The sequence below is a fragment of the Bacillus sp. UNC69MF genome (genome assembly GCF_000746035.1).
GTDB lineage: Bacteria > Bacillota > Bacilli > Bacillales > Bacillaceae > Bacillus > Bacillus velezensis.
The window spans coordinates 341,348-364,351 of sequence record NZ_JQKM01000003.1 but is presented as its reverse complement, the minus strand read 5'-3'; the positions used below and the strand labels follow the sequence as shown (position 1 = coordinate 364,351).

Sequence of the window (23,004 nt, the reverse complement as noted above, 5' to 3'; positions counted from 1 at the left end):
TGACAAAATCTTTCTATTCTAAAGCGGCTGCACCGCCGACAATTTCGGTAATTTCTTGTGTAATCGCCGCTTGACGCGCGCGGTTATATGAAAGCGAAAGTGAATCAATGAGTTCTTTCGCATTATCAGTCGCATTTTTCATTGCTGTCATTCTCGCAGCGTGTTCACTTGCTTTACTGTCAAGAAGCGCGCCGTAAATTAAGCTTTCCGCATATTGAGGAAGCAGCACTTCGAGCACCTCTTCTTCATCCGGTTCGAACTCGTATGAAGCCGTGCGCTTCCCGCCGCTCGTTCCGAAATCCGTTAAAGGCAGCACTTTTTTCTCCGTCACTTCCTGTGAAATCGCACTGACGAAATGGTTATACACCAAATGCAGTTCATCAAAAGCGCCGTCGATAAACATTTGTACCGTCTGACGGGTCAAATCTTTAATCTGAGCAAAAGTGACCTCGTCGCCAAGCCCCACTAACTCAGACAAAATCGGCATTTCCCGTTTTTTGAAGAAATCGCGGCCGACTCTGCCGATTGCAATCACCGTGTATTCATCTTTAGACTGATGGCGTTCTTGAATGGTGCGGTAAGCGTTTCGCAAAACCGAACTGTTAAACGCACCCGCAAGCCCGCGGTCAGACGTAATGACGAGATACGCCGTCTTTTTCACTTCTCTTGAGACAAGCATCGGGTGTTTCGCGTTTTTCGCGCCTTTTCCGACGTTAAACACAACCTCCTGGATCTTATCCATATACGGAGCAAATGACTTCGCGTTGGTTTCCGCACGGTTCAGCTTCGCAGCGGATACCATCTGCATGGCTTTTGTAATCTGGCTTGTTTTTTTCGTTGACGTGATCCTTGACTTAATATCGCGTAATGAGGCCAAAGATTTCACCACCTTTATTCTTCATTTGCGTAAAAAGAGAGAAAAAGAGAACCTTTTTCTCTCATCTTCTAAGGGTTAGTTGCTTGGTGCAAATGTGCGTTTGAAACCTTCGATTGCAGCTTTGAAGTCTTCATCAGCAGGAAGGTTTCCTGTTTTCGCAATGCCGTCAAGCAGATCTTTATGGTTTTGATCAAGGTACATGTAGTACTCTTCTTCAAAACGTCTGATATCCGCAACCGGAATATCATCAAGATATCCTTTTGTCAGCGCATAAAGAATGGCTACCTGTTTTTCAACCGGAAGCGGTTTATTCAAGTCTTGCTTCAGCACTTCAACTGTACGCGCACCGCGGTTCAGTTTCGCCTGAGTCGCCTGGTCAAGATCAGATCCGAATTGGGCGAACGCTTCAAGTTCACGGTATGAAGCCAGGTCAAGACGCAATGTTCCCGCTACCTTTTTCATCGCTTTGATTTGGGCTGATCCGCCGACACGGGATACGGATAATCCGGCATTGATCGCAGGACGCACGCCTGAGAAGAATAGGTCGGATTGAAGGAAAATCTGTCCGTCAGTAATGGAAATGACGTTTGTCGGGATATAAGCGGAGATATCTCCTGCTTGTGTTTCGACGAACGGCAGCGCCGTAATTGATCCTGCGCCTTTTGCGTCACTCAGCTTGGCTGCGCGCTCAAGCAGACGGGAGTGAAGATAGAATACATCCCCGGGGAATGCTTCACGGCCCGGCGGACGGCGAAGAAGCAATGACAGCTCACGGTAAGCGGCCGCTTGTTTGGATAAATCATCATATACGACGAGAACGTGCTTGCCGTTGTACATGAATTCTTCACCCATTGTCACCCCTGCATACGGTGCAAGGTACAGAAGCGGAGCCGGCTGTGAAGCGGACGCTGTCACGACAATCGTGTAATCAAGCGCGCCATGCTTACGAAGTGTTTCCACCACGCCGCGCACTGTAGATTCTTTTTGACCGATCGCTACGTACACACAGATCATGTCTTGATCTTTTTGGTTTAAGATTGTATCAATCGCAACAGATGTTTTACCTGTCTGACGGTCACCGATAATCAGCTCACGCTGTCCGCGGCCGATCGGAATTAACGCGTCGATCGCTTTGATACCCGTTTGCAGCGGCTCATGTACCGATTTACGGTCCATTACGCCTGGAGCCTGGCTTTCGATCGGACGTGTTTTGCTTGTCAGAATCGGACCCAGTCCGTCTACCGGCTGTCCGAGCGGGTTGACGATACGTCCGATTAATTCTTCACCTACAGGAACTTCCATGATGCGGCCCGTTCTTTTGACCTCATCACCTTCACGGATATCTCTGTAAGGTCCTAAGATAACGATACCTACGTTGGATTCTTCAAGGTTTTGAGCCATACCCAAAACGCCGTTTGAAAACTCAACAAGTTCACCGGCCATACAATTGTCAAGGCCGTGCACACGCGCAATACCGTCTCCGACTTGGATGACTGTACCTACGTCATGAACTTCAATTTCAGATTGGTAATTTTGAATTTGCTGCTTTATCAGCGTGCTAATCTCTTCAGCTTTGATGCTCACTTAGGTTTCACCCCTTCTATCGATTTCCTCCGGCAAGTTGACGTTCCATGCGCTCAAGCTTTCCGCTTACGCTTCCGTCATAAATCCGGTTTCCAATGCGGACTTTAATGCCGCCTATTAAATCCGTCTGCACTTCATTTCTGATTCTGAGCGAAGCGATTCCGGCTTTTTTTGCAAACACTTGAGACAATGATAACATTTCCGCTTCTGACAGCGGTTTTACTGAATAAACAACCGCGTCCTCTGTCTGACGGGCCTGATTGGCAAGTTTGATAAACTCGTCTGTGAGATCAGGCACAATCGAAGACCGGCGGCGGTCAATCAGAAGAAAAATCGTATGCAGCACAGACTCAGACAGTGCGCCGAACGATTGCTGAATCAGCTCTTTTTTCTTAGCGGCCGATACCTTCGGATGGCTTAACACTTCCTGTAATCCGGCTTCGTTCCGGAACACTTCTTTTAGTACGGTAAGCTCTTCTTCGATTTCATTGATTTGAGAAGTCTCAACGGCAATGTCGAAAAGCGCTGACGCGTATCGTTTAGAGACAGCAGATCCACTCATCGGCTTTCTCCTACCTCTTTAAGATAGTCCTGAATCAGTTGTTCCTGGGCTTGTTCATCAAGCTCTTTTTCAATCACTTTCGATGCGATTAAGACAGAAAGTGATGCGACTTGCTCGCGAAGTGCGGAAACCGCTTGTTCTTTTTCTTTGACAATTTCGGTTCTCGCCGCTTCTTTCAATCTTTCAGACTCGGCGCGTGCAGCCTGGATAATGTCTTCCTTCTGCTTTTCACCCAGTTTTTTCGCATTTTCAATGAGTGATTGTGATTCCTGTTTCGCTTCTTTTAAAAGAACGCGCTGCTCTTCAATCAGCTTCTGCGCTTCTTTATTTCTTTCTTCAGCGGACGTAATTTCGCCGGCGATATGATCTTCACGCTGTTTCATTATATTTAATAGCGGTCCAAGAGCGAATTTCTTGAGAAGCGCTAATAAAACTAGCATAGCTAACAATTGGAATAGGATATCTCCGCCGTTAAACGACAGTCCTAATTCAAGAGGTAATTGAGACATCTACTACGGCAACTCCCTTCTGCAGGTTTTCTCTGCTGATAAAAAGCCGTTTTGGGACGGCCTGCTTATCAGACATAAAGCAATGGCGAAGGTTCTCTTAGAGTGATCTTCGCCATTTTTAGTTCATATAAGGCTTTTTTGCTTAGCCAAAGAACGCTAAGAACGCGATAACGACAGCGATAATCGGAAGGGCCTCAACCAATGCGATACCCATGAACATAAGAGTTCTAAGTTCTTTTCCTGCTTCCGGCTGACGGGCGATTCCCTCTACCGTACGTGAAACGATCAGACCGTTACCAATACCTGCACCAAGTGCACCTAAACCGATTGCAATTGCAGCTGCTATTAAATTCATGAAAAAGTTCCTCCTTTAAAATGTTATCCGAATGGATATATGATTTTAATGATCATGACTGATTTTGTGTGACATGTACACCATCGTCAGCATCGTAAAGATAAATGCCTGGATGGTACCGATGAACAAGCTGAACGCCTGCCATGCAAGCATCGGAAGAATGGCTCCGACTGTGCCGACCAAACCGAGAAAGAAGCTGTTTGAGTAGAAATTCGTCGCCAGATTCGCAAGCAGGCCAAGGAGAATTTCCCCGGCGAAAATGTTACCGTAAAGACGAAGTCCGAGTGTCAGCGTATTCGCAAACTCCTCAATGATCTTCATCGGGAACATAAGCGGAACCGGTCTGAGGTAATCCTTAGAGTATTCCTTCAAACCTTTCATCTTCACGCCGTAATAGTGCGTTAACGACACAACCATAACGGCTAGAGTCAGAGTAATAGCCGGATCGGCCGTCGGTGATTTCCACCAAAGCTCGTGTCCGACCGTTACAGAAAACGGCAGCCCCAGCATATTTGATACAAATATGTACATCAGCAAGGTTACACCAAGCGCCAAGAAGTTAGCCCCTGTTTTTAAATCCATTGTACTGCCTATAATATTGCGGACAAAATCAACAATCCATTCCATGAAGTTCTGGGCTTTTCCTGGACGGATGGACAGCGTTCTCGTAGTGAGAATCGCAATCAGCAGCACAATCACACTTGCCACAGTAATCATCAGAATGTTTGTCAGATTAAAAGTAAGACCAAACAAATCCATAGTTCTGTAATCGTGATTCAATGGGTTTTCACCTCTCTTCCATTGATGAACGTTTGAGCTGAATAATGGAATCTATCATAATGACGGGATAAATTGTCATTAATCCAATAATCACACTTGCCACACTGACTTTATCGGGATATTTAAAGGCGACAGCCATCGCAAGTATCGCATTGCACCAACGCGCTGCGCTCCCGAGTGATCGTATGGACTTTCCTTTCGCCACGGCCTTGTCAAAAGCATTCATTCTTCTGGTCAAGAGCCACAAATTAAACAAACTGAAAACAGTTCCCAAAAAGAGGCCTAGAAAAACAGTTTTATACGCCGTAAGACCATATCCCAGCAAATAGATTGCTAAGATCACAAATACATATCTCCGTTGTCTGCTGAATGTAAGATTGGGATCGTCCATCAACTATCTGTCTCCTGATGAAAATGTAATATAATTCCTGGATACGGCAAAACATGCGGTTAACCCTTTGCAGAAGGCCTTTTTTTGTCCCGCAAAACGGCCTGTTCGAAAAAACCACTCATCCTCCTGATGCCACGGGATGCTGTTTCATTCGCTTAGATAAATCCTCATATAACGGGTTTTTTGGAGGATTTAAAATGAGGATGGATACTAGAAATGAAAGGAATGAAAACCTTCTCATAATACCCTCGTTTAGCATACAATAGCCCCTAACATGTGTCAATCTGTTTAAAGTTAAAAAACTTTTTATACCGAAAGCATACACAGAATGTTCACAAATTCACCTATAAATGTATGAAGTCTGCCCATTCAGCAAATATCTGGATAAAAAAAGAAAACCCCCTGAATGAGGTTTTCCGATTTATTTGGTTCCGTACAGTCTGTCACCCGCGTCACCGAGGCCCGGAACGATATAGCCTTTTTCATTCAGTTTTTCATCAAGGGCGGCGATATAAATATCAACGTCAGAGTGATGTTTCTGCAGCTCTTCCACGCCTTCCGGAGCCGCTACAAGACACATAAAACGAATGTTTCTCGCGCCGCGCTTTTTCAGGCTGTTTATCGCTTCCACCGCAGACCCCCCCGTAGCAAGCATCGGATCCACGACAATAAATTCGCGTTCTTCTACATCAGAAGGAAGCTTGACATAGTATTCCACCGGTTTTAAGGTTTCCGGATCACGGTATAATCCGACATGTCCCACTTTAGCGGCCGGGATTAATTTCAGCATGCCGTCAACCATTCCGAGACCCGCTCTCAGGATCGGCACGATACCGAGTTTCTTCCCTGAAATCACTTTGGATGTCGCTGTTTGAACAGGTGTTTTCACTTCCACTTCTTTAAGAGGAAGATCACGTGTAATTTCAAACGCCATCAGTGACGCGACTTCGTCCACAAGGTCTCTGAAATCCTTTGTGCCTGTATTTTCATTCCGAATATATGTCAGCTTATGCTGGATTAAAGGATGATCAAATACGTAAACCTTTCCCATACTGTGTTCAGCTCCTTTTTTGTTGTCCGAGTGACTTTTTCACACTTCTATTGATTCTACAGAAAAAGACAAACAGTTTCAAGAAAATCATAAAAAAACCCGCCGGATTAAGGTTCCGGCGGGTTTCTTCCTTATTAATAGCCTAGTTCTTTATATAAAGGAAACTTTTCAGTCAAGGCAGATACGCGCTGTCTCGCTTCTTCAAGTTTTGCTTCGTCTTCATGATTTTTCAGTGCGAGGCCGATGATGGCGCCGACTTCTTCAAGCGCGTCACCGTCAAAGCCGCGGCTTGTCACAGCTGCCGTACCAAGACGGATTCCGCTTGTGACGAACGGTTTTTCCGGATCGTAAGGGATCGCGTTTTTATTAGATGTAATGCCGATTTCATCAAGAACGTGTTCAGCGACTTTTCCGGTCAGACCGAGAGAACGGAGGTCAACAAGCACAAGGTGGTTATCCGTTCCGCCTGATACGAGCTGAATGCCCTCTTTGTTCAGAGACTCAGCCAGGCGCTTCGCGTTCGAGATGACGTTTTGCGCATATGTTTTGAAATCATCTTCAAGCACTTCTCCGAAAGAAACGGCTTTGGCCGCGATGACATGCATAAGCGGTCCGCCTTGGATTCCCGGGAAAATGGATTTATCAATCTTTTTGCCGAACTCTTCACGGCAAAGGATCATTCCTCCGCGGGGTCCGCGAAGTGTTTTGTGAGTCGTTGTCGTTACAAAGTCAGCGTAAGGAACCGGATTCGGATGAAGACCGGCTGCGACAAGACCCGCGATATGCGCCATGTCTACCATGAAGTAAGCGCCGACTTCATCAGCGATTTCGCGGAATTTTTTAAAGTCGATCGTGCGGGGGTACGCGCTCGCTCCGGCAACGATGAGTTTCGGCTTATGCGCCAGCGCTTTTTCACGCACATCTTCATAATCTATATATTGCGTGTCTTTATCGACACCGTATTCTACAAAGTTGTATTGAACGCCGCTGAAATTAACCGGGCTTCCGTGTGTTAAGTGGCCGCCGTGGGAGAGGTTCATCCCGAGCACCGTGTCGCCGTGCTCTAAAATCGTGAAGTAAACAGCCATGTTCGCTTGAGCGCCTGAGTGCGGCTGAACGTTTACATGCTCAGCTCCGAAAATCTCTTTCGCGCGGTCGCGGGCGATGTCCTCGACGACATCAACATGCTCACAGCCGCCGTAGTAGCGTTTGCCGGGGTAGCCTTCAGCATATTTGTTTGTTAAAACAGAGCCTTGTGCTTCCATTACCGCTTCCGTCACGAAGTTTTCAGAAGCAATTAATTCGATCTTAGTCTGTTGACGCTTACGCTCATCTTTGATGGCGTTAAACACTTGTTTGTCTTGTACAGGTAAATGTTTCATCAGCGAGATCCTCTCCTATCCGTTTCCTGTTCTTTATTTTTACCACCCTTATTGTACATGGTTTTTCAGGTGAATGTAACAGCTTATTTAAAAAAATCACAAAATTTAATTAGAAAACACGAACATTATACAGGAAAAGTATTTTCATCATTCGCATTCATAAACAGCGCGAATTCCGCCTATCAGCTTCGGTCTTGTCCGGGCCATCGTCACATGTGCTTCTCCAAGCTCACGGCTTGATATCCGGACAGGGACGGCAACGGGTTTCAGATGCATGCCGATGAACGTATCACCGATGTCAATCCCGGCGTCAGCCTGAATCGATTCGGCGAGCACGGGAGAACGCATCTGCCGGTATGCATAAGAGGCCATCGCTCCGCCCGCTTTCGGGACGGGGACGGCTGAAACAATGGGGAGCCTGAACCGCTCGGCCGTTTCCGCTTCAATGACAAGCGCCCTGTTTAAATGCTCGCAGCATTGAAAAGCAAGATGCACACCCGTTTTTTCCTTAAACCGGTTAAGTCCGCCGTATATCAATTCAGCCCAATCCCCGCTTCCGGCGGTGCCGATCCGGCTTCCGGCGGCTTCACTTGTACTGCACCCGATCACCAGCAGACTGCCGTCCGTCAGTCCTGCCTGTTCTTGAAACTCAGTCAGCATGTCCGTCCATTTTTGCTTCATCTCTTCCATTGTCCAGCACCTCTTACAGATTTTTTTCTTCGTAATCTGCGATTTTGCCGATCCGCCGTTCGTGGCGGCCGCCCGTAAATTCAGTCGTCAGCCAGACTTTTGCGATTTCGCGCGCCAGCCCCGGGCCGATGACGCGTTCGCCCATCGCAAGAACATTCGTGTCATTGTGTTCACGCGTCGCTTTTGCGCTGAAGGTGTCATGGGCAAGCGCACAGCGTATGCCCTTTACCTTATTTGCGGAGATGCTCATGCCGATGCCTGTGCCGCAAATTAAAATTCCCCTGTCAGCTTCGCCGTTCACCACTTTTTCCGCTACCGGAAAAGCGTAGTCTGAATAATCGACAGAGCCGGCGCCGCATTCACAGCCCATATCAATGTATTCAATCTGCAATTCATCCAAAAGACTTTTTATTTCTTCGCGGATATGGACGCCGCCGTGATCTGACGCAATAGCTACTTTCATTCATTTACCTCCTAGGTGTGGCTGGGCGAAGACAGCCCAGTGTGCTTGTCCTTTTTATTACGAAATCCGTTGATTTCATTCTACTCTTTCACATTCGTTTTGCAAATGACCTGTTTGCAGATTTTCTGACAGATTACTTGCTTTTTCCGTCAAGCAATTGATCAGCCAAAAGGGTCAGCAGCTCCTCCAGTTCGTCCCGCGTCTGTTTATAAACATCAAGCGGACCGCCGAACGGGTCAGAGATATCGCCATTTTCCCCCGTTACGTATTCTTTAATGGTAAAGACTTTGCCCTGACTGTTTTGATATCGGCCTTCAATCAGCTGTTTGTGCTGTTCCGTCATCGCCAGCACCAGATCAGCCGTCTCGATATGTTCTTCCGATAAGGGAGATGAACTGTGATTGAGAGCGATCCGTTTTTCAAACAGCGCTTCTACGGCATGGACCGACGCTTTTCCGTGCGGAGTCGCGAATACGCCGGCCGAGCTTACGCTGACATCCAGCCCTTTCGTTTCTGCAATGGATTTAAAAAGAGCCTCAGCCATGGGACTGCGGCACGTATTGCCTGTACATACAAAGATTATTTTCATGTCCGTCACCTCTTACTGCCTATTATAAATGAAGAAAAAAGAAACGGCATCTTCGTTTCTTTTTTTACGTATCTTATATCGGTAAAAGCAGTTTCAGCCCGAATCCGATCAAAATGGCTCCGCCAAGCGCTTCGCTGTAGGAGCCGAGCCACGACTGCACCTTTCTTCCCGCCAAAAGGCCCGCCCATGTTAAAACGGTGCTGAAGACCCCGAACAGCGTAACGGCCAAAAACGGATTGGAGCCGTTCATCCCGAGACTGAGCCCGACAGAAAAGCTGTCCAGACTGACACCGACCGCAAACAGCAACAGTCCCGAGCCTGCCGGAGATATGAGCGGCCCGTCTGATTGTTTAAACGCGGCGATGATCATCTGCACCCCTAAAATGAAAAGAAGAGATCCGCCGATGTAAACGGCGAGCATCCCCAAAAAACCGGACAGCAGATGCCCGGCCGCCATTCCCACAAGCGGCATCATGACATGAAACAGCCCGATGACAACCCCTATATGAAAAATCTGTTTTTTCTTCAGCTGAATCATTCCCATTCCGAGTCCGACGGAAAAGGCATCCGTCCCCAAAGCAAATGCCATGATGCTTAAGGAGACAAGTTCCCCGATGAATAGATTCGACATGAAATAAAAACCCCCTTGGACGTGCCCGCATGTTTAGCTTATGCATGTCCGATAAGGGGTAGAACAAGTTAATGGATAACGGTGCCGCCTGCGGCTTTCATCAGCCTGTTCATCACGGCGAGCCCCACTCCGGTATCCGGAAAGGACTCAGAAATAATCATGTCCACTTCCGCTTCATCAAAGCTGCGGAGCGCATCGTATAAGGCGGATGCCACTGTTTCAAGGTCGGAGCGTCTGCCGCAGACCTTGATATAATCAGCCTGGTAACTATCGGCGTTCTCTTCTGTTGTCAAAATGCCGATTCGTTTTCCCCGGCTTTTATATACGTCTGCCAGTTCTTGAATTCTCCGGGCGCCGCCGTCGGCAATAGCCATCGGCGCAGAAGGCGCGTAATGTGTATATTTCATACCCGGAGAAATAGGAACCTCATCTTCTTCGGTCAGCCCTTTATCCACAAGAACCGGACCGGCGGCAGATTCAATCTGCTCTTTTGTCACGCCGCCCGGACGAAGCAGCACGGGCTGTTTCCCCGTACAGGACAAAACGGTTGATTCCACTCCGATTCCCGTCGCGCCGCCGTCCACAATACCGGCAATGCGGCCGTTTAAATCATGAGCTACATGCTCGGCCTTCGTCGGGCTCGGTTTTCCTGATAAATTGGCGCTCGGCGCGGCGATCGGCAGTCCGGCCGAGCTGATGAGGGCTAATGCCACCGGATGATCAGGCATTCTGACCGCTACCGTCTCAAGTCCCGCGGTGACACGGGGTGACAGCACGCCGGGCTTACACGGCAGGACAAGGGTCAGCGCCCCCGGCCAGAATAGCTCCATAAGCTTTTTCGCCGTCTCAGGAATATGGCTGATAAAACGATCAAGCTGGCTGATATGGGATATATGCACAATCAGCGGGTTATCGCTCGGCCTTCCTTTCGCCTCATATATTTTCGTTACGGCTTCCGTATTTTCAGCGTTAGCGCCCAGTCCGTAAACGGTTTCTGTCGGAAAAGCCACAACCTCATTCTGCCGCAGCAATTCCGCGGCTTGTGTAATCTGGGGATCGGTTGTGGATAATTCTGCGGAACAATCCACAAACCATCTTCTTGTTTTCATGTAGAACCAAACTCCTTATTTTAAAGCGGTAAAACTTTATTTTCTCTCGTGTATTCCTTTTGAAAGTATAAAAGATGTCCTTTAATAAAACAAGTGTTATCCACAAACTGTGGACAACACTTTTTAATAAGTGGATAACCTTGTGTATAAGTTAGATCAGGCAGAGGTTTTCACCATTAAAAACGAACCTTCTGTGCATAACGAGTTGCGGAAATGTTCGGACGTATACAGTTCATCAGGCGCATCGGCGCACGCTTCAAATCCCATCACATTCAGAAACTCAGCAGATGAGGGCTGATTGGCGACTAAGTAGACATCTTGAATCTCATGTTTTTTGCACAGCACATCCATACTTTGAAACAGTGTAACGATATGGCTTTGATTCAGCCTGTCCGACATGACGAGTGAACGGAGAAGCCCTTTTCCGCCGCTGAATTTTTCGATCCCGAGACAGGCGGCAATCATTTTTTCGCTGTCTTCCAGTACGATAAACCGGCTGATCTGCTGATCGATTTCCGCATGTGCCGTATCAGCCTTTTTCAAAAAGGCCTCCAGCGCCTCCGCATCTTGATCTCTTGCCACTCTCAGCTGATAAAACATATATTTCCCTCCGTTTCGATCAACTCTTTCTTCCAATCTATGAATCGAATCCGGATTTATGCCTTTTACTTCAGGAAAATAGATCTGAAATCCAATCGACGAGGAAAAACTTCACTTCGGTATCATCGTCATCTTTATTTTCTTTCTTCGCTTTATCAGCCTTTGCTTTTACGTCATCCAGCACTTTTTTAGTCTGTTTCTGCGTTTCTTCCTGCTTCTGTCCGCCGTCTTCCTGATCTTTCACCGCTTCGCCGTTTGAGAAATCAAGGAAGCACAGCGGCGGAAACAAGACGCACCACCAGTTGGCGCCCTCGCCATTGCCGAGTGTAATTAAAATCGCTTCATATTTTCCGGCCGGATAGACCATATTGCCGTAGAGCTTTGTCGGAAACGAGATTTTATTGAATTGAACTGAAACGGATTGATGCGCACCCTTTTCTTTCATCGTCTGTTTGGCGATTTCTTTAATTTCAGGAAGCTTCGAACGAATGAGCCGCCGCGCTTCTTCAATGGAAGTGATATCTTTCACCCAGTCCGTAATTTGCTTGTTTACAGCATCTCTGATCTGGCGCTTGAGCTTTTGATCCTCATCGTTATCACTGTTGGCCAAAATTCTGAGCCGGATCGCTTCATCCGGTATGACGACGGGCTCATCGGCTGATGCCCGCGCCGTTTCTTCTTTTGTCAAACCCGCAAGCGCTCCTGATAATAAAAGAAAAATATATATGCAGATCATCATTGTCTGTTTCATCGGTCCCCACCGTTCCTCTCCGTGCTTTTTTTATCTAGTCCCATTATGGACATGACGGAAAAGGTTTAAACCAGCGGGAAGAAAAAAATCTAGCAAGCTGATAATCTGCATTGACAGATTCAAAATATGGTACGATATTATTTTGATAGGAGGTTTTCAGATGAAATATAATTACACCGTGCTGCTGTCGGCGGCATGTATGTCTGTCATTTATTCTATTTTGTATGTTCATCAATTCATTATCGCGGCTTTCATTTCGATGGCGTTTTATTTTTTGTTTCCTTATTTGATTTTTGCGCTGCCGCTTCAATACTTTCTGAATAAAAAGCCGAAGAGATTTCATCCGCTGTATCTTCTTTATTATTTAGGGGTGTCATTCATTGCAAACGGGATCATCTTCGGTCTTTTGCAGCCGTCAGGCCAATCTCTGTTTTCTAATTCAGCCTTTTATATCTTTGCGGTTTTAACAGCCGTCGTCTATTGGGTATGGGATTCCGTATTGCTGCAAAGACAAAATCCGGCTACAGAAGCGTAATCAGCAGACAGCCGGCTGAAGGGAGAGCGGCGCAAAAGAAAACGGCGGCCATCTTTAAACGGGCGTGCCGTCCTTCTTCTGTTTCAGAATGATAATTGGCCCGCTGCTCCGCTCCGCTTACGGCCAACCCGGAAACGATAATCGCTGTGACGATAAGAACAGCCGTAACGGCGCCGAAAATGATGTCAACGCCAAACGGCAGAACAACCCCCGCCGCATAAGCTGCGGCAGCGAGTATACATCCGAAGGCGAACGCTTTTTTCAAGGCGGATGCCCCTTTCATTTTCTTTCCATTGTAACAAAAGCCCGCCGTGTGCGTCACCGGCGGGCTTTTTTCATGATGTGATGACCGCGGATACGGTTCTGTCTTTTCCGTTGATGTCCTGTACGACTTCCACTTCCGCATTCGGAAAGGAATGACGGAACAGGTCTTTCACGGCTTTCCCCTGATTATATCCGATTTCAAAGACGACAAGCGCTTTATCTTTCATGACAAGAGGCAGCTCCTCCATAAACCGCTTGTAGAATTTCAAACCGTCACCGCCGTCCGTAAGAGCATGAAGCGGCTCATGGAAACGGACGATATCCGACAAATCCGCCATTTCTTCTTCAGAAATATACGGCGGATTGGAAACAATAATATCCGCTTTTTTCCCTGATGAAATAAAAGGAGTTAACAGATCTCCCTGCAAAAAACAGACGTCCGCTCCGAGGTTTTGCGCATTTCTTTCCGCCACCTGCAGCGCTTCTTTTGAAATATCCGAAGCCGATACTGAAAAATGTCCGCATTCAAGGGCGAGCGTCACCGCAATGGCACCGCTCCCCGTACCGATATCAATGACGTTCAGTCGTTCTGCCTCGGAAAATACCCGCTTTTGTCTGTCCAGCAAATGAAAGACGACTTCTTCCGTTTCCGGACGCGGAATGAGAACATCGTCATTCACAAAAAATTCCCTGCCGTAAAACTGTTCTTTCCCGATAATATATTGAATCGGAATACCTTCTTTATGCATCTCCACGTGCCGCCTGAATCGATAAAGCTCGTCCTCGCCGACGGCCTCCTGCAGACTTGCGAGAAGCTTGCTCCGGTCCATTCCGGTATCATTTAACAACAGCAGCTCGGCCGCGTTTTTTTCTCTTCCCGCTTCGGTTAAATAAGAAGAAGCCCAGCTTAGGGCTTCAAAAACGGTCTTCATCTTAATTTTCCGCCTGCTGGAGCTTGCTTGACTGGTCTTCTACGATTAACGCTTCAACCACTTCGTCAAGCTTGCCTTCCAGGATTTGATCCAGCTTTTGAATCGTCAGGCCGATGCGGTGATCCGTCACACGGTTTTGCGGGAAATTGTATGTGCGGATACGCTCGGAACGGTCGCCTGAACCGACGGCTGATTTACGGGTCTGATCATATTCAGCCTGAGCTTCCTGCTGGAATTTGTCATAGATTCTGGCGCGGAGCACCTTCATCGCTTTTTCTTTGTTTTTAATCTGAGATTTTTCATCCTGACAGGAAACGACGACACCGGTCGGTAAATGCGTCAGGCGTACGGCCGACATCGTCGTGTTTACGCTTTGTCCGCCCGGTCCGCTTGATGCGAATGTATCGACGCGGATGTCTTTTTCGTGAATGTCCACTTCTACTTCTTCCGCTTCAGGAAGACACGCCACCGTCGCCGTGGATGTATGAATACGGCCGCCTGATTCCGTTTCCGGAACACGCTGTACGCGGTGCGCGCCATTTTCATACTTCAGCTTGGAGTATGCGCCTTTTCCCGTAATCATAAAGATGATTTCTTTATAACCGCCCGTTCCGGTCACGTTTGCTTCCATGACTTCAGTCTTCCAGCCTTGGATTTCGGCGTAACGGGAGTACATTCTGTAGAGATTTCCCGCAAACAGCGCGGCTTCTTCTCCTCCCGCTGCTCCGCGGATCTCCATGATTACGTTTTTATCATCGTTCGGGTCTTTCGGGATGAGGAGCACTTTCAAACGCTCTGATAAGGTTTCCGTCTCTCCCTGCAGTTCGGAGATTTCTTCCTTCACCATTTCTCTCATATCGGCATCAAGCTTTTCCTCAAGCATCGCTTTCGCATCGGCAAGCTGTTCTGATGCGTCTCTGTATTGTCTATAGACTTCAACGGTTTCTTGTATATCAGATTGCTCTTTCGAATATTCTCTAAGCTTTTTCGGATCGTTGACCACTTCCGGATCACTTAAAAGCTCATTTAATTTTTCGTATCGTTGTTCAATTGACTGTAAACGGTCTAACACGGTCTTCACCTCTGTTTTCCTGTGCGTAACATTCTCATTATAGTATAGGGCTTATCGCCAGTCAAAAGCAATTCGCCTCTGTTATACTGAAGCAAAAAAGGAGGAGCGGATATGCTGAAATCCATCCACCATATAGCAATCATATGCTCTGATTATGAAAAGTCGAAAGCTTTTTACACCGAGATTCTCGGCTTCGGCATTATAAAAGAAACATACCGAAAGGAACGGGAATCTTATAAACTTGATCTTGCGCTGGACGGCGCGTACGCGATTGAATTGTTTTCCTTTCCCGATCCGCCCGAACGGCCGACCAGACCGGAAGCCGCGGGTCTCCGGCATCTCGCTTTCACCGTAAACGATCTTGAAGCAGCCGTCAGAGAGTTAAAGGAAAAGGGCGTCGGCACAGAACCAATCAGAACCGATCCGCTGACGGGGAAACGGTTTACCTTTTTCTTTGATCCCGACAAGCTTCCGCTTGAATTGTATGAAGCGTAAGTTTTTTGAAGAAATGCCGCTTTCTTTGGCGAATTCCTTCTTGTTTTGTCTAACATGAAGGGAACGCCGCCTCATGGTCGAATACCTAGCAAAAAGGAGGTATGTGATCATGAATACAAACATGGCCGCGAAAGAGCTCGGCGTCTCCGCAAAAACGGTGCAAAGGTGGGTCAAACAGCTGAATCTTCCGGCTGAACGGAATGAGCTCGGACATTATTCCTTTACACCTGAGGATCTTGATGTGCTGAAATCGGTCAAACGGCAAATTTCTGAAGGCACTGCCCTTCTGGACGTTCAAGTGCCCCGGCAGCCGAAAAAACGGACGGGCTTCATTTTGCAGCGTCCGAAAATCAATGGCGGCGCTGAACAAAGATTGGCAGAGCTGGAGCGCAAACTGGACATTCTCACGAAAGAGAAACAAGGTGAGAACCATCTGCTTTCAAGGATAGAGGAGCTTGAACGCCAGCTGAAACAAAAGGCGGATGAAGGGGTGTCTTATCAGCTTCTTCAGCACAGACGGGAAATTGACGACCTCAATACCGAATTGCAGACATTGGCCTCCCGCATCCAGGAACTTGCCCAGACAGCTCCCCTCTCAGAAACAGCCGCTTCTTCAGAACATAAGAAACCCAGAAAAAAAACGAGATTTTCGCCTTTTAAATTTCAATTCTAATCAAAAAAGCTCCCTGAAACAGGGAGCTTTTCATTATGCAGTCAGCGCAATGATGATCGGCAGTGAGATGAGAGATAAAATCGCACTGATCACGAACGCGGACGCAGTTTCTTCCTCTTGTTTTTCGAAACGTGTGGCAATCATCGCCGCTACCGCAGATCCAGGGAATGCAACGAGCAATACCGCTTTAGTGATCTGGTCAGCCGGAAGTCCGACTGCAAGAGCGATCAAGTACATCAGCGCAGGCTGAACGGCAACTTTTAACAAAGCGATACCGAAAGCCGGCAGACTGAGCTTAATGTTGCGGATACCGACAGTTACACCGACGGCGAAGAGCGCAACACCTGATGTTGTGCTTCCGAGCTGATCAAGCATTTTTTCTCCCAAGCCAGGGAGTGTTACACCGCAGAGTACCAGAATGATACTGATAAGCGGTGCAGCCGCAAGCGGTTCGGAAAGACCGTGAAGAATAGACTTACCAGTCATTTTCCAGAAGTTCTCGTTTTCAGTGTCTTTTTTCTTAGATGACTCACCGACAGTAGCGATAATGATCGCAAGCGGGTCAAGGATGGCGTTAACCACGATACCCGTAACGGCGATAGGAATCGCTACTTCGCTTGCTCCGAATAAGCTTCCTAGTACGGGAATACCCATAAAAGCAAATGTCGGTTGTGCAGAGTTTAAAGAAAATACAGATGAATTCGTTAAATCATACTTGAAGATAAATTTGCAAACCAACAGAATGACGATAAAGAATCCGACAATCCCAATGATCAAAGCGACCATCAAAGGAACCTGTGATAAAAACGCACTTCTTGAAGTGGTTAAAATACTTGCGATAAAATGCGCCGGAAGCGCGTACTTCGTAACTAAGGTGCTTACCCCTTTTGCTGACTTCGCGTCATAACTTCCGAAGCGACCTGCGAACCATCCCAGCACGATCACGAAAAAGATCGGCGCCAGGAGGATTAAAATATCTAAGAAGCTCAAAATGTTCTCCTCCAAATCCTTAATGTCCGTATACTTTAGCCTTTACATAAAAGCTTTCCCTCGGACTGTAAAATTAATCGTAAAAATTATTTAGCGACAACTTGTTTATATTGCGGTTTCCACATTGCATCAAGAACGGCTTGTTCTACATTTTCAGGAATGCGGTTTGCCACGCCTTCTTTAATGGCAGTTTCCGCTACGGCGATCGCAACTTTAATTGAAACTTCTTGTAAGTCGCTCATGCTCGGCAGAAGGCCTGCACCCGGTGTTTCAAAATCAACGCTTTCTGCGATTGCGTCAGCAGTTGCCGCAAACATTGCAGGAGTAATCACTTTCGCTTCTACAACGATTGAACCGAGACCAAGTCCAGGGAACGCGAATGCGTTGTTAGATTGTCCGATTTCATGAGAAACGCCATTGTACTCTACATTGTCAAACGGGCTTCCTGTCGCCACAAGCACTTTGCCGTCAGTCCATTTGAAAAGATCGCTAGGAACGGCTTCAGCAAGCGGTGTCGGGTTAGACATCGGCATGATGACCGGACGCTCAACGTGTTTTGCCATTTCTTTGACGATTTCTTCACTGAACGCGCCGCTTTGGCCTGATGTACCGATTAAGATTGTCGGTTTCGCTTGACGGATCACTTCAATGAAAGGAATTTGTCCGTTTTCATCGCGTTTCCAATCTTTAATTTCTTCAGCTGTGCGCAGGTACGGCTCTTGGAAATCAAGAATGTTTTCCATACCTTCAATTAACAAGCCTCTGTAGTCCATTGTGTAGAACGCTTTGTTGGCTTCTTCTTCAGAAAGACCGGCAAGCACCATAGTGTCGCGGATTTGGTCAGCGATTCCGATTCCGGCAGATCCCGCACCGAAGACAACCACACGCTGGTCTTTAATAGACGCGCCTGTTTTCTTCATAGCCGCAAGCACACCTGCAAGCGTAATCGCGCCTGTTCCTTGAATGTCATCGTTGAATGTAAGAATTTCATGGTTGTATTTCTTCATGATATTGCGCGCGTTTTTGTTTCCAAGGTCTTCCCAGTGAAGAAGAGCTTTAGGGAAATATTTAAGCGCAGCTTTTACATAAGCGTCAACGAAAGCTTCGTAACGTTCGCCTTGGATACGTTCATGGCGGTTACCGATGTATAAAGGATCGTTCAGAAGTTTTTCATTGTTCGTACCGACGTCAAGAACGACAGGAATAACACGGCTTGGGTCAATACCGGCGGCAGCTGTGTATACCGCTAATTTACCGATGGCGATGTTGATACCGCCTACACCCCAGTCACCGATTCCGAGGATGCTTTCTGAGTCTGTCGCAACGATCAGATCAATATCTCCGGCAGTGGCATGAAGGTTTTCAAATGCCTCTTCAATCCCTTCCACGTTGTCGATAGAAAGGTAAATCCCTTGAGGTCTTCTGTACTCATGGCTGTATTCTTGAATCGCTTCACCGACAGTCGGTGTGTAAACAACCGGCAGCATTTCACGAAGATGGTTTTGAAGCAATTTAAAGAAAAGAACTTCGTTACGGTTTTGCAAATCATTCAAATACACGTTTTGGCGAAGGCGGTCCGGCTGAGCTTGAAACTGCTCGTATGCGCGTTTTGCCTGCTCATCAAGAGACAGAATTGTCGGAGGAAGCAGCCCGTCTAATCCAAGGCTTTTTCTTTCTTCTGCTGAAAACGCAACACCTTTATTTAAAGTAGGGATAGATAGAACTTCTTTTCCTCTTAAAGTAGTTTCTAAGTTGCCTTCCTTCGTTACTTTAATATTATTCAAGAAAATCTCCTTCTTTCTTCAAATAGTTAACAAAGTTAAGTAATTACCCATTTTGGCTAGTGTGATCGCGATCTGCTATATCTTTTTTTGACAATTATTCGAACAATGTCTCATAACTATTTACATTACTTAGTCATTTTATGCCTGTAAAAATGAAAATTCAAGAGATGAAAATTACTTAATTTTTTCATACTCTTTTTTAAGTTATTTAACTACAATTTTTGAAAAAACGTCAAAAAAACACCGGATTTTTTACCGGTGTTTTCATGAAAAGGGTTATTTATCAGTCTGTTTTTTTCGGCACTTCGTGATGATGTCTGCATCTCGCTTCGTATGACTCCGATGCGCCGACTAAAATGACCGGATCATCATAGGAAGCGGGCTTCCCGTCAATCAAACGCTGCGTACGGCTTGCCGGCGACCCGCAAACGGAGCAGACCGCCTGCAGCTTCGTCACCGATTCGGCAACCGCCATCAGATTCGGCACCACGCCGAAAGGCTCTCCCCGGAAATCCATATCAAGTCCGGCCGCGATGACACGATAGCCTTTATCCGCAAGCGAGGATAAGTCGCCGATGATCGATTCGCCGAAAAACTGCACCTCATCTACCGCGATGACGTCCGTGCTTTCACTGATATGATCCCATATTTCAGCCGAAGACGAGATGACGTGGCTTGTCATGGATGTGCCGTTGTGAGAAACGACGGCCTCCTCACTGTAGCGATTATCAATGGCAGGTTTGAATACCTTGACCTCCTGCTTCGCATATGTCGCTCTTTTCACTCTGCGGATCAGCTCTTCTGATTTCCCAGAGAACATGCTGCCGCATATCAGCTCAAGCCATCCGCTTTGCTTCATTATGTACATAGGCTATCCGCTCCCCTTTTTTTCCTGTTTATGGACATAAAAAACAGGCAAGAAGCAATTCTTGCCTGCCTGTAAAATCTATTATTACTTAAGACCGTATTTTTTGTTAAAGCGATCAACACGACCATCAGCAGAAGCGAATTTTTGACGTCCAGTGTAGAATGGGTGGCATTCAGAGCAAATCTCAACGCGTACCTCTTCTTTTACTGAGCCTGTTTCAAATTCATTTCCGCAAGCGCATTTAACTGTTGCTTTTTTGAAATTAGGATGAATTCCTGCTTTCATTGTATCCATCTCCTTCCGCCCTGAATCCCGTGTGGAAACAGAGTTATTATTCCGGAGTAATCCGGAACGCATATGAGAGAATTATATCAGTCATTTACTGCATTTGCAAATACATTTTTTATCAGCGGCGGGCTGATGATGAAAGGTTTGCCTGCTTCCATTCTTGGTTGATCAGATCGAAGAATTCCTGATTCGTTTTTGTTTTTTTCATTTTTCTCATAAACTTCTCTGCGAAGTCCGGAGAATCAGACATCGATTTGCGGATCGCCCATAGACGGTCAAGATGCTCTTTCGGCACGAGCAGCTCTTCCTTCCGTGTGCCGGAGCGGCGGATATCGATCGCCGGGAAAATCCGTCTTTCCGCAAGAGAACGGTCAAGGTGAAGCTCCATGTTGCCCGTTCCTTTAAACTCTTCATAGATGACGTCATCCATCCGGGAGCCCGTGTCTACGAGCGCCGTCGCCAAAATGGTCAGACTGCCGCCCTCTTCAATGTTTCTCGCGGCACCGAAAAAGCGCTTCGGACGATGGAACGCAGCCGGGTCAATCCCGCCGGAAAGCGTACGTCCGCTTGGCGGGATAACGAGGTTGTAGGCCCGTGCCAGGCGGGTAATGCTGTCCATCAGAATGATAACGTCTTTTTTGTGTTCAACGAGACGCATCGCCCGTTCAAGCACAAGCTCCGCTACCTTAATGTGATTTTCCGGCACTTCATCGAACGTCGAGCTGACGACATCGCCCGCTACGGAACGTTCAATATCCGTTACTTCTTCCGGTCTTTCATCAATTAAGAGAACGATCAATTCAGCGTCAGGCTGATTTGTCGTAATGCTGTTAGCGATTTCTTTCAACAGCATGGTTTTACCGGCTTTCGGCGGCGCCACGATCAGACCGCGCTGGCCGAAACCGACGGGAGCCATCATATCGAGAATTCTTGTTGAGAGATAATTCGGTTTCGTCTCAAGCACCATTTGGCGGTCCGGATAAAGCGGAGTCAGCGCAGGAAAATGGACGCGCTCCTTCGCAGATTCCGGATCGTCTCCATTTACCGCTTCAACGTGCAAAAGTCCGTAATAGCGTTCGTTTTCTTTCGGCGGACGCACCTTGCCGGATACTTTGTCACCGTTTCTTAAATCAAAGCGGCGGATCTGGGAAGCAGAAATGTAGATGTCTTCTGAGCTTGGCGAGTAATTAATCGGTCTGAGGAAGCCGAATCCTTCCGATTGGATGATTTCGAGCACGCCTTCCATAAACAGAAGATCCTCCTGCTCGGCGTTGGCTTTCAGAATGGCAAAGATTAATTCTTTTTTAGTCAGTTTGCTGTAGTAGGAGATTTTATAATGTCTGGCCAGTTCATATAGTTCTTTTAATTTCATATTTTCCAAAGAGGAAATAGATACGTCTTTCATAAAAACACCACGCTTTTCATAGTCAATGTATTGCTGTTTTCATTCAAATCGGCTGCTTCGCATGATTCCGCCAAAGCACATTCTTTTATAAAACGTTCAGGAACTTCTATCGGTAACACTTCCACCCATGATCGGCGCTTTTTTAAAAAAGGAATGTCTTAATGAGTTTTGAAGGAAGCGAGGACAAAAACTTGAGAAGATCAATATTTATATCGTCTGTATGCGGTAGAATTTGAAAATTTCCCAGTACTCAAAAGAAGGAATGACACAGAAAAATCGCAGCACTCTTTATTTTTACCTCATTTCAAAAAATTATTCAACTTAAATAATGCTTTGACATATAAATGATAGGGTTGACTCTTTATTGCAAAAGAAAAGCGGGACTTTCCGTCCCGCTTTTCTCTATTTATGGCCGGATCACAAGATTTGGTTTTTTCTTCAGGCTGTGTCTTCCGTCAACGAATCGGACCGTTCCTGATTTCGCCCGGATGACCAGACTTTCAGTCGTGCCGACGGAGCCTTTGAACTGAACGCCTTTCAGCAGCTCTCCGTCCGTGACGCCCGTTGCGGCAAAAATGGCGTCATCCCCTCTCACAAGGTCCTCCATCCGGAGCACTTTGGATACATCAAGGCCCATTCGCTCACAGCGGGCCTGCTCTTCCGCACTTTGCGGCAGAAGCCTGCCGATGATTTCGCCGCCGAGCGCTTTTAACGCAACGGCAGACAGCACGCCTTCAGGAGCCCCGCCTGAACCGAAGAGAATGTCTACTCCCGTATGGTCAAAGGCCGTATTGATGGCGCCCGCGACATCACCGTCGTTGATCAGTTTGATTCTGGCGCCCGCCTCACGCAATTCAGAGATGATTTTTTCATGTCTGTCACGATTTAAAATGGTTGCCACGACATCTTCAATGTCTTTGTTTTTCGCTTTCGCAACGGCTTTTAAGTTATCAATGACAGGCGCTTCAATATCGATGCAGCCTACCGCTTCGGGACCGACCGCGATTTTTTCCATATACATATCCGGGGCGTTCAGCAGTGTTCCATGGTCGGCGACCGCGATCACCGTCAGCGCATTCCAGCCGCCGCTCGCTACGATGTTTGTGCCTTCAAGAGGATCGACGGCGACATCGACGCGCGGGCCGTATCCGTTTCCGAGCTTTTCGCCGATGTAAAGCATCGGCGCTTCATCCATCTCGCCTTCCCCGATCACGACCGTGCCTTTCATCGGCACCGTGTCAAACACATCACGCATTGCGCTTGTCGCCGCATCATCAGCTTCATCTTTTTTTCCGCGGCCCATCCATCTGGCAGATGCTAAAGCCGCCGCTTCAGTGACTCGAACCAATTCCATCGATAAGCTTCTTTCCATTT

The 23,004-nt window shown here is 47.1% G+C and carries 28 protein-coding genes and 1 pseudogene; 3 read left to right on the top strand and 26 right to left on the bottom strand.

Annotation, left to right across the window (positions count from 1 at the left end; translation table 11 throughout):
- Positions 1-13 precede the first annotated feature (13 nt).
- The 16 genes from atpG to spoIIR form a co-directional block, all read right to left on the bottom strand.
- Positions 14-877: an ATP synthase F1 subunit gamma gene (gene atpG, locus BR62_RS0101810; RefSeq protein ID WP_003151172.1), complete on the bottom strand. Its 864-nt coding sequence runs from the start codon at positions 875-877 to the stop codon at positions 14-16.
- Positions 878-952: 75 nt separating this feature from the next.
- Positions 953-2,461, bottom strand: a complete 1,509-nt coding sequence (atpA, locus tag BR62_RS0101805) for a F0F1 ATP synthase subunit alpha (protein WP_003151170.1) — start codon at positions 2,459-2,461, stop codon at positions 953-955.
- Positions 2,462-2,477: 16 nt separating this feature from the next.
- A complete protein-coding gene (locus BR62_RS0101800) occupies positions 2,478-3,023 on the bottom strand; it encodes a F0F1 ATP synthase subunit delta (protein ID WP_003151169.1) in 546 nt (181 codons plus the stop codon).
- Positions 3,020-3,532, bottom strand: coding sequence for a F0F1 ATP synthase subunit B (gene atpF / locus BR62_RS0101795; protein ID WP_003151168.1), 513 nt, complete (start codon positions 3,530-3,532; stop codon positions 3,020-3,022). The genes BR62_RS0101800 and atpF overlap by 4 nt, the downstream gene beginning before the upstream one ends.
- 142 nt (positions 3,533-3,674) lie before the next feature.
- Positions 3,675-3,887: a F0F1 ATP synthase subunit C gene (gene atpE / locus BR62_RS0101790; protein WP_003151167.1), complete on the bottom strand. Its 213-nt coding sequence runs from the start codon at positions 3,885-3,887 to the stop codon at positions 3,675-3,677.
- Positions 3,888-3,932: 45 nt separating this feature from the next.
- A complete protein-coding gene (atpB, locus tag BR62_RS0101785) occupies positions 3,933-4,667 on the bottom strand; it encodes a F0F1 ATP synthase subunit A (RefSeq protein WP_029325729.1) in 735 nt (244 codons plus the stop codon).
- A 7-nt stretch (positions 4,668-4,674) separates the two neighbouring features.
- Complete coding sequence (atpI, locus tag BR62_RS0101780; protein WP_003151155.1) at positions 4,675-5,058, bottom strand: ATP synthase subunit I; 384 nt, start codon at positions 5,056-5,058, stop codon at positions 4,675-4,677.
- 421 nt (positions 5,059-5,479) lie between these two features.
- Positions 5,480-6,109: a uracil phosphoribosyltransferase gene (upp, locus tag BR62_RS0101775; RefSeq protein WP_003151154.1), complete on the bottom strand. Its 630-nt coding sequence runs from the start codon at positions 6,107-6,109 to the stop codon at positions 5,480-5,482.
- Positions 6,110-6,243: 134 nt separating this feature from the next.
- Positions 6,244-7,491, bottom strand: coding sequence for a serine hydroxymethyltransferase (gene glyA, locus BR62_RS0101770; protein WP_032869475.1), 1,248 nt, complete (start codon positions 7,489-7,491; stop codon positions 6,244-6,246).
- A gap of 147 nt (positions 7,492-7,638) precedes the next feature.
- A complete protein-coding gene (locus tag BR62_RS0101765; RefSeq protein ID WP_007407598.1) occupies positions 7,639-8,181 on the bottom strand; it encodes a TIGR01440 family protein in 543 nt (180 codons plus the stop codon).
- 13 nt (positions 8,182-8,194) lie between these two features.
- Positions 8,195-8,644 carry a ribose 5-phosphate isomerase B gene (gene rpiB, locus BR62_RS0101760; RefSeq protein ID WP_003151149.1) on the bottom strand — a complete coding sequence of 150 codons (450 nt, stop codon included), beginning with the start codon at positions 8,642-8,644 and terminating at the stop codon, positions 8,195-8,197.
- Between the two features lie 133 nt (positions 8,645-8,777).
- The gene (locus BR62_RS0101755; RefSeq protein ID WP_032869474.1) at positions 8,778-9,233 is read right to left on the bottom strand and encodes a low molecular weight protein arginine phosphatase; all 456 of its coding nucleotides are present in this window, start codon (positions 9,231-9,233) and stop codon (positions 8,778-8,780) included.
- A gap of 73 nt (positions 9,234-9,306) precedes the next feature.
- The gene (locus tag BR62_RS0101750; protein WP_021494810.1) at positions 9,307-9,864 is read right to left on the bottom strand and encodes a manganese efflux pump MntP; all 558 of its coding nucleotides are present in this window, start codon (positions 9,862-9,864) and stop codon (positions 9,307-9,309) included.
- Between the two features lie 68 nt (positions 9,865-9,932).
- A complete protein-coding gene (locus tag BR62_RS0101745) occupies positions 9,933-10,973 on the bottom strand; it encodes an L-threonylcarbamoyladenylate synthase (RefSeq protein WP_032869472.1) in 1,041 nt (346 codons plus the stop codon).
- Positions 10,974-11,129: 156 nt separating this feature from the next.
- Entirely contained in the window at positions 11,130-11,573 is a 444-nt protein-coding gene (locus BR62_RS0101740) for a GNAT family N-acetyltransferase (RefSeq protein WP_032869470.1), read from the bottom strand.
- 70 nt (positions 11,574-11,643) lie between these two features.
- Complete coding sequence (gene spoIIR / locus BR62_RS0101735) at positions 11,644-12,324, bottom strand: stage II sporulation protein R (RefSeq protein ID WP_007407604.1); 681 nt, start codon at positions 12,322-12,324, stop codon at positions 11,644-11,646.
- A 160-nt stretch (positions 12,325-12,484) separates the two neighbouring features.
- On the opposite strand from spoIIR, the gene BR62_RS0101730 reads away from it, so the two are divergent.
- Complete coding sequence (locus BR62_RS0101730) at positions 12,485-12,859, top strand: UPF0715 family protein (protein ID WP_032869468.1); 375 nt, start codon at positions 12,485-12,487, stop codon at positions 12,857-12,859.
- On the opposite strand, the gene BR62_RS0101725 is transcribed toward BR62_RS0101730, so the two are convergent.
- The 3 genes from BR62_RS0101725 to prfA all read right to left on the bottom strand — a co-directional run bounded on the left by BR62_RS0101725 (position 12,846) and on the right by prfA (position 15,127).
- Positions 12,846-13,124, bottom strand: coding sequence for a DUF5316 family protein (locus tag BR62_RS0101725; RefSeq protein WP_007407605.1), 279 nt, complete (start codon positions 13,122-13,124; stop codon positions 12,846-12,848). The two genes, BR62_RS0101730 and BR62_RS0101725, sit on opposite strands and share 14 nt — an antisense overlap.
- Positions 13,125-13,194: 70 nt before the next feature.
- A complete protein-coding gene (gene prmC, locus BR62_RS0101720; protein ID WP_020956471.1) occupies positions 13,195-14,055 on the bottom strand; it encodes a peptide chain release factor N(5)-glutamine methyltransferase in 861 nt (286 codons plus the stop codon).
- Between the two features lies 1 nt (position 14,056).
- Positions 14,057-15,127 (bottom strand): peptide chain release factor 1, encoded by a 1,071-nt coding sequence (gene prfA, locus BR62_RS0101715; protein ID WP_003151139.1) that lies wholly within the window; start codon positions 15,125-15,127, stop codon positions 14,057-14,059.
- Positions 15,128-15,238: 111 nt separating this feature from the next.
- Here prfA and gloA2 point away from each other — a divergent pair, with 111 nt between their 5' ends.
- Positions 15,239-15,622 carry an SMU1112c/YaeR family gloxylase I-like metalloprotein gene (gene gloA2 / locus BR62_RS0101710; protein WP_003151138.1) on the top strand — a complete coding sequence of 128 codons (384 nt, stop codon included), beginning with the start codon at positions 15,239-15,241 and terminating at the stop codon, positions 15,620-15,622.
- A gap of 109 nt (positions 15,623-15,731) precedes the next feature.
- Positions 15,732-16,295 (top strand): chromosome-anchoring protein RacA, encoded by a 564-nt coding sequence (racA, locus tag BR62_RS0101705; protein ID WP_015418422.1) that lies wholly within the window; start codon positions 15,732-15,734, stop codon positions 16,293-16,295.
- Positions 16,296-16,328: 33 nt separating this feature from the next.
- Here racA and BR62_RS0101700 read toward each other — a convergent pair whose 3' ends face one another.
- The 7 genes and pseudogenes from BR62_RS0101700 to glpX all read right to left on the bottom strand — a co-directional run bounded on the left by BR62_RS0101700 (position 16,329) and on the right by glpX (position 23,002).
- Entirely contained in the window at positions 16,329-17,285 is a 957-nt protein-coding gene (locus tag BR62_RS0101700; RefSeq protein ID WP_007407608.1) for an AEC family transporter, read from the bottom strand.
- Positions 17,286-17,371: 86 nt separating this feature from the next.
- Complete coding sequence (malS, locus tag BR62_RS0101695) at positions 17,372-19,069, bottom strand: oxaloacetate-decarboxylating malate dehydrogenase (RefSeq protein WP_007407609.1); 1,698 nt, start codon at positions 19,067-19,069, stop codon at positions 17,372-17,374.
- 283 nt (positions 19,070-19,352) lie between these two features.
- Entirely contained in the window at positions 19,353-19,937 is a 585-nt protein-coding gene (locus BR62_RS0101690) for a thymidine kinase (RefSeq protein WP_007614390.1), read from the bottom strand.
- Between the two features lie 84 nt (positions 19,938-20,021).
- Positions 20,022-20,222 (bottom strand): 50S ribosomal protein L31, encoded by a 201-nt coding sequence (rpmE, locus tag BR62_RS0101685; RefSeq protein ID WP_003151132.1) that lies wholly within the window; start codon positions 20,220-20,222, stop codon positions 20,022-20,024.
- A gap of 121 nt (positions 20,223-20,343) precedes the next feature.
- Positions 20,344-21,630: a transcription termination factor Rho gene (gene rho, locus BR62_RS0101680; RefSeq protein WP_003151107.1), complete on the bottom strand. Its 1,287-nt coding sequence runs from the start codon at positions 21,628-21,630 to the stop codon at positions 20,344-20,346.
- Positions 21,627-21,835, bottom strand: a pseudogene (locus BR62_RS20020) (hypothetical protein). Before BR62_RS20020 ends, rho begins: the two are co-directional and overlap by 4 nt.
- Before the next feature lie 201 nt (positions 21,836-22,036).
- On the bottom strand, positions 22,037-23,002 hold the full coding sequence (gene glpX / locus BR62_RS0101675; protein ID WP_003151105.1) for a class II fructose-bisphosphatase: 966 nt from the start codon (positions 23,000-23,002) through the stop codon (positions 22,037-22,039).
- Positions 23,003-23,004 lie beyond the last annotated feature (2 nt).

Coding starts and splice junctions, on each gene's coding strand:
- BR62_RS0101800 (WP_003151169.1), bottom strand. CDS start 3,023: ATGAGTGGATCTGCTGTCTCTAAACGATACGCGTCAGCGCTTTTCGAC.
- atpF (WP_003151168.1), bottom strand. CDS start 3,532: ATGTCTCAATTACCTCTTGAATTAGGACTGTCGTTTAACGGCGGAGAT.
- atpE (WP_003151167.1), bottom strand. CDS start 3,887: ATGAATTTAATAGCAGCTGCAATTGCAATCGGTTTAGGTGCACTTGGT.
- atpI (WP_003151155.1), bottom strand. CDS start 5,058: ATGGACGATCCCAATCTTACATTCAGCAGACAACGGAGATATGTATTT.
- upp (WP_003151154.1), bottom strand. CDS start 6,109: ATGGGAAAGGTTTACGTATTTGATCATCCTTTAATCCAGCATAAGCTG.
- glyA (WP_032869475.1), bottom strand. CDS start 7,491: ATGAAACATTTACCTGTACAAGACAAACAAGTGTTTAACGCCATCAAA.
- BR62_RS0101765 (WP_007407598.1), bottom strand. CDS start 8,181: ATGGAAGAGATGAAGCAAAAATGGACGGACATGCTGACTGAGTTTCAA.
- rpiB (WP_003151149.1), bottom strand. CDS start 8,644: ATGAAAGTAGCTATTGCGTCAGATCACGGCGGCGTCCATATCCGCGAA.
- BR62_RS0101755 (WP_032869474.1), bottom strand. CDS start 9,233: ATGAAAATAATCTTTGTATGTACAGGCAATACGTGCCGCAGTCCCATG.
- BR62_RS0101750 (WP_021494810.1), bottom strand. CDS start 9,864: ATGTCGAATCTATTCATCGGGGAACTTGTCTCCTTAAGCATCATGGCA.
- BR62_RS0101745 (WP_032869472.1), bottom strand. CDS start 10,973: ATGAAAACAAGAAGATGGTTTGTGGATTGTTCCGCAGAATTATCCACA.
- BR62_RS0101740 (WP_032869470.1), bottom strand. CDS start 11,573: ATGTTTTATCAGCTGAGAGTGGCAAGAGATCAAGATGCGGAGGCGCTG.
- spoIIR (WP_007407604.1), bottom strand. CDS start 12,324: ATGAAACAGACAATGATGATCTGCATATATATTTTTCTTTTATTATCA.
- BR62_RS0101730 (WP_032869468.1), top strand. CDS start 12,485: ATGAAATATAATTACACCGTGCTGCTGTCGGCGGCATGTATGTCTGTC.
- prmC (WP_020956471.1), bottom strand. CDS start 14,055: ATGAAGACCGTTTTTGAAGCCCTAAGCTGGGCTTCTTCTTATTTAACC.
- gloA2 (WP_003151138.1), top strand. CDS start 15,239: ATGCTGAAATCCATCCACCATATAGCAATCATATGCTCTGATTATGAA.
- racA (WP_015418422.1), top strand. CDS start 15,732: ATGAATACAAACATGGCCGCGAAAGAGCTCGGCGTCTCCGCAAAAACG.
- BR62_RS0101690 (WP_007614390.1), bottom strand. CDS start 19,937: ATGTACATAATGAAGCAAAGCGGATGGCTTGAGCTGATATGCGGCAGC.
- rpmE (WP_003151132.1), bottom strand. CDS start 20,222: ATGAAAGCAGGAATTCATCCTAATTTCAAAAAAGCAACAGTTAAATGC.
- rho (WP_003151107.1), bottom strand. CDS start 21,630: ATGAAAGACGTATCTATTTCCTCTTTGGAAAATATGAAATTAAAAGAA.
- glpX (WP_003151105.1), bottom strand. CDS start 23,002: ATGGAAAGAAGCTTATCGATGGAATTGGTTCGAGTCACTGAAGCGGCG.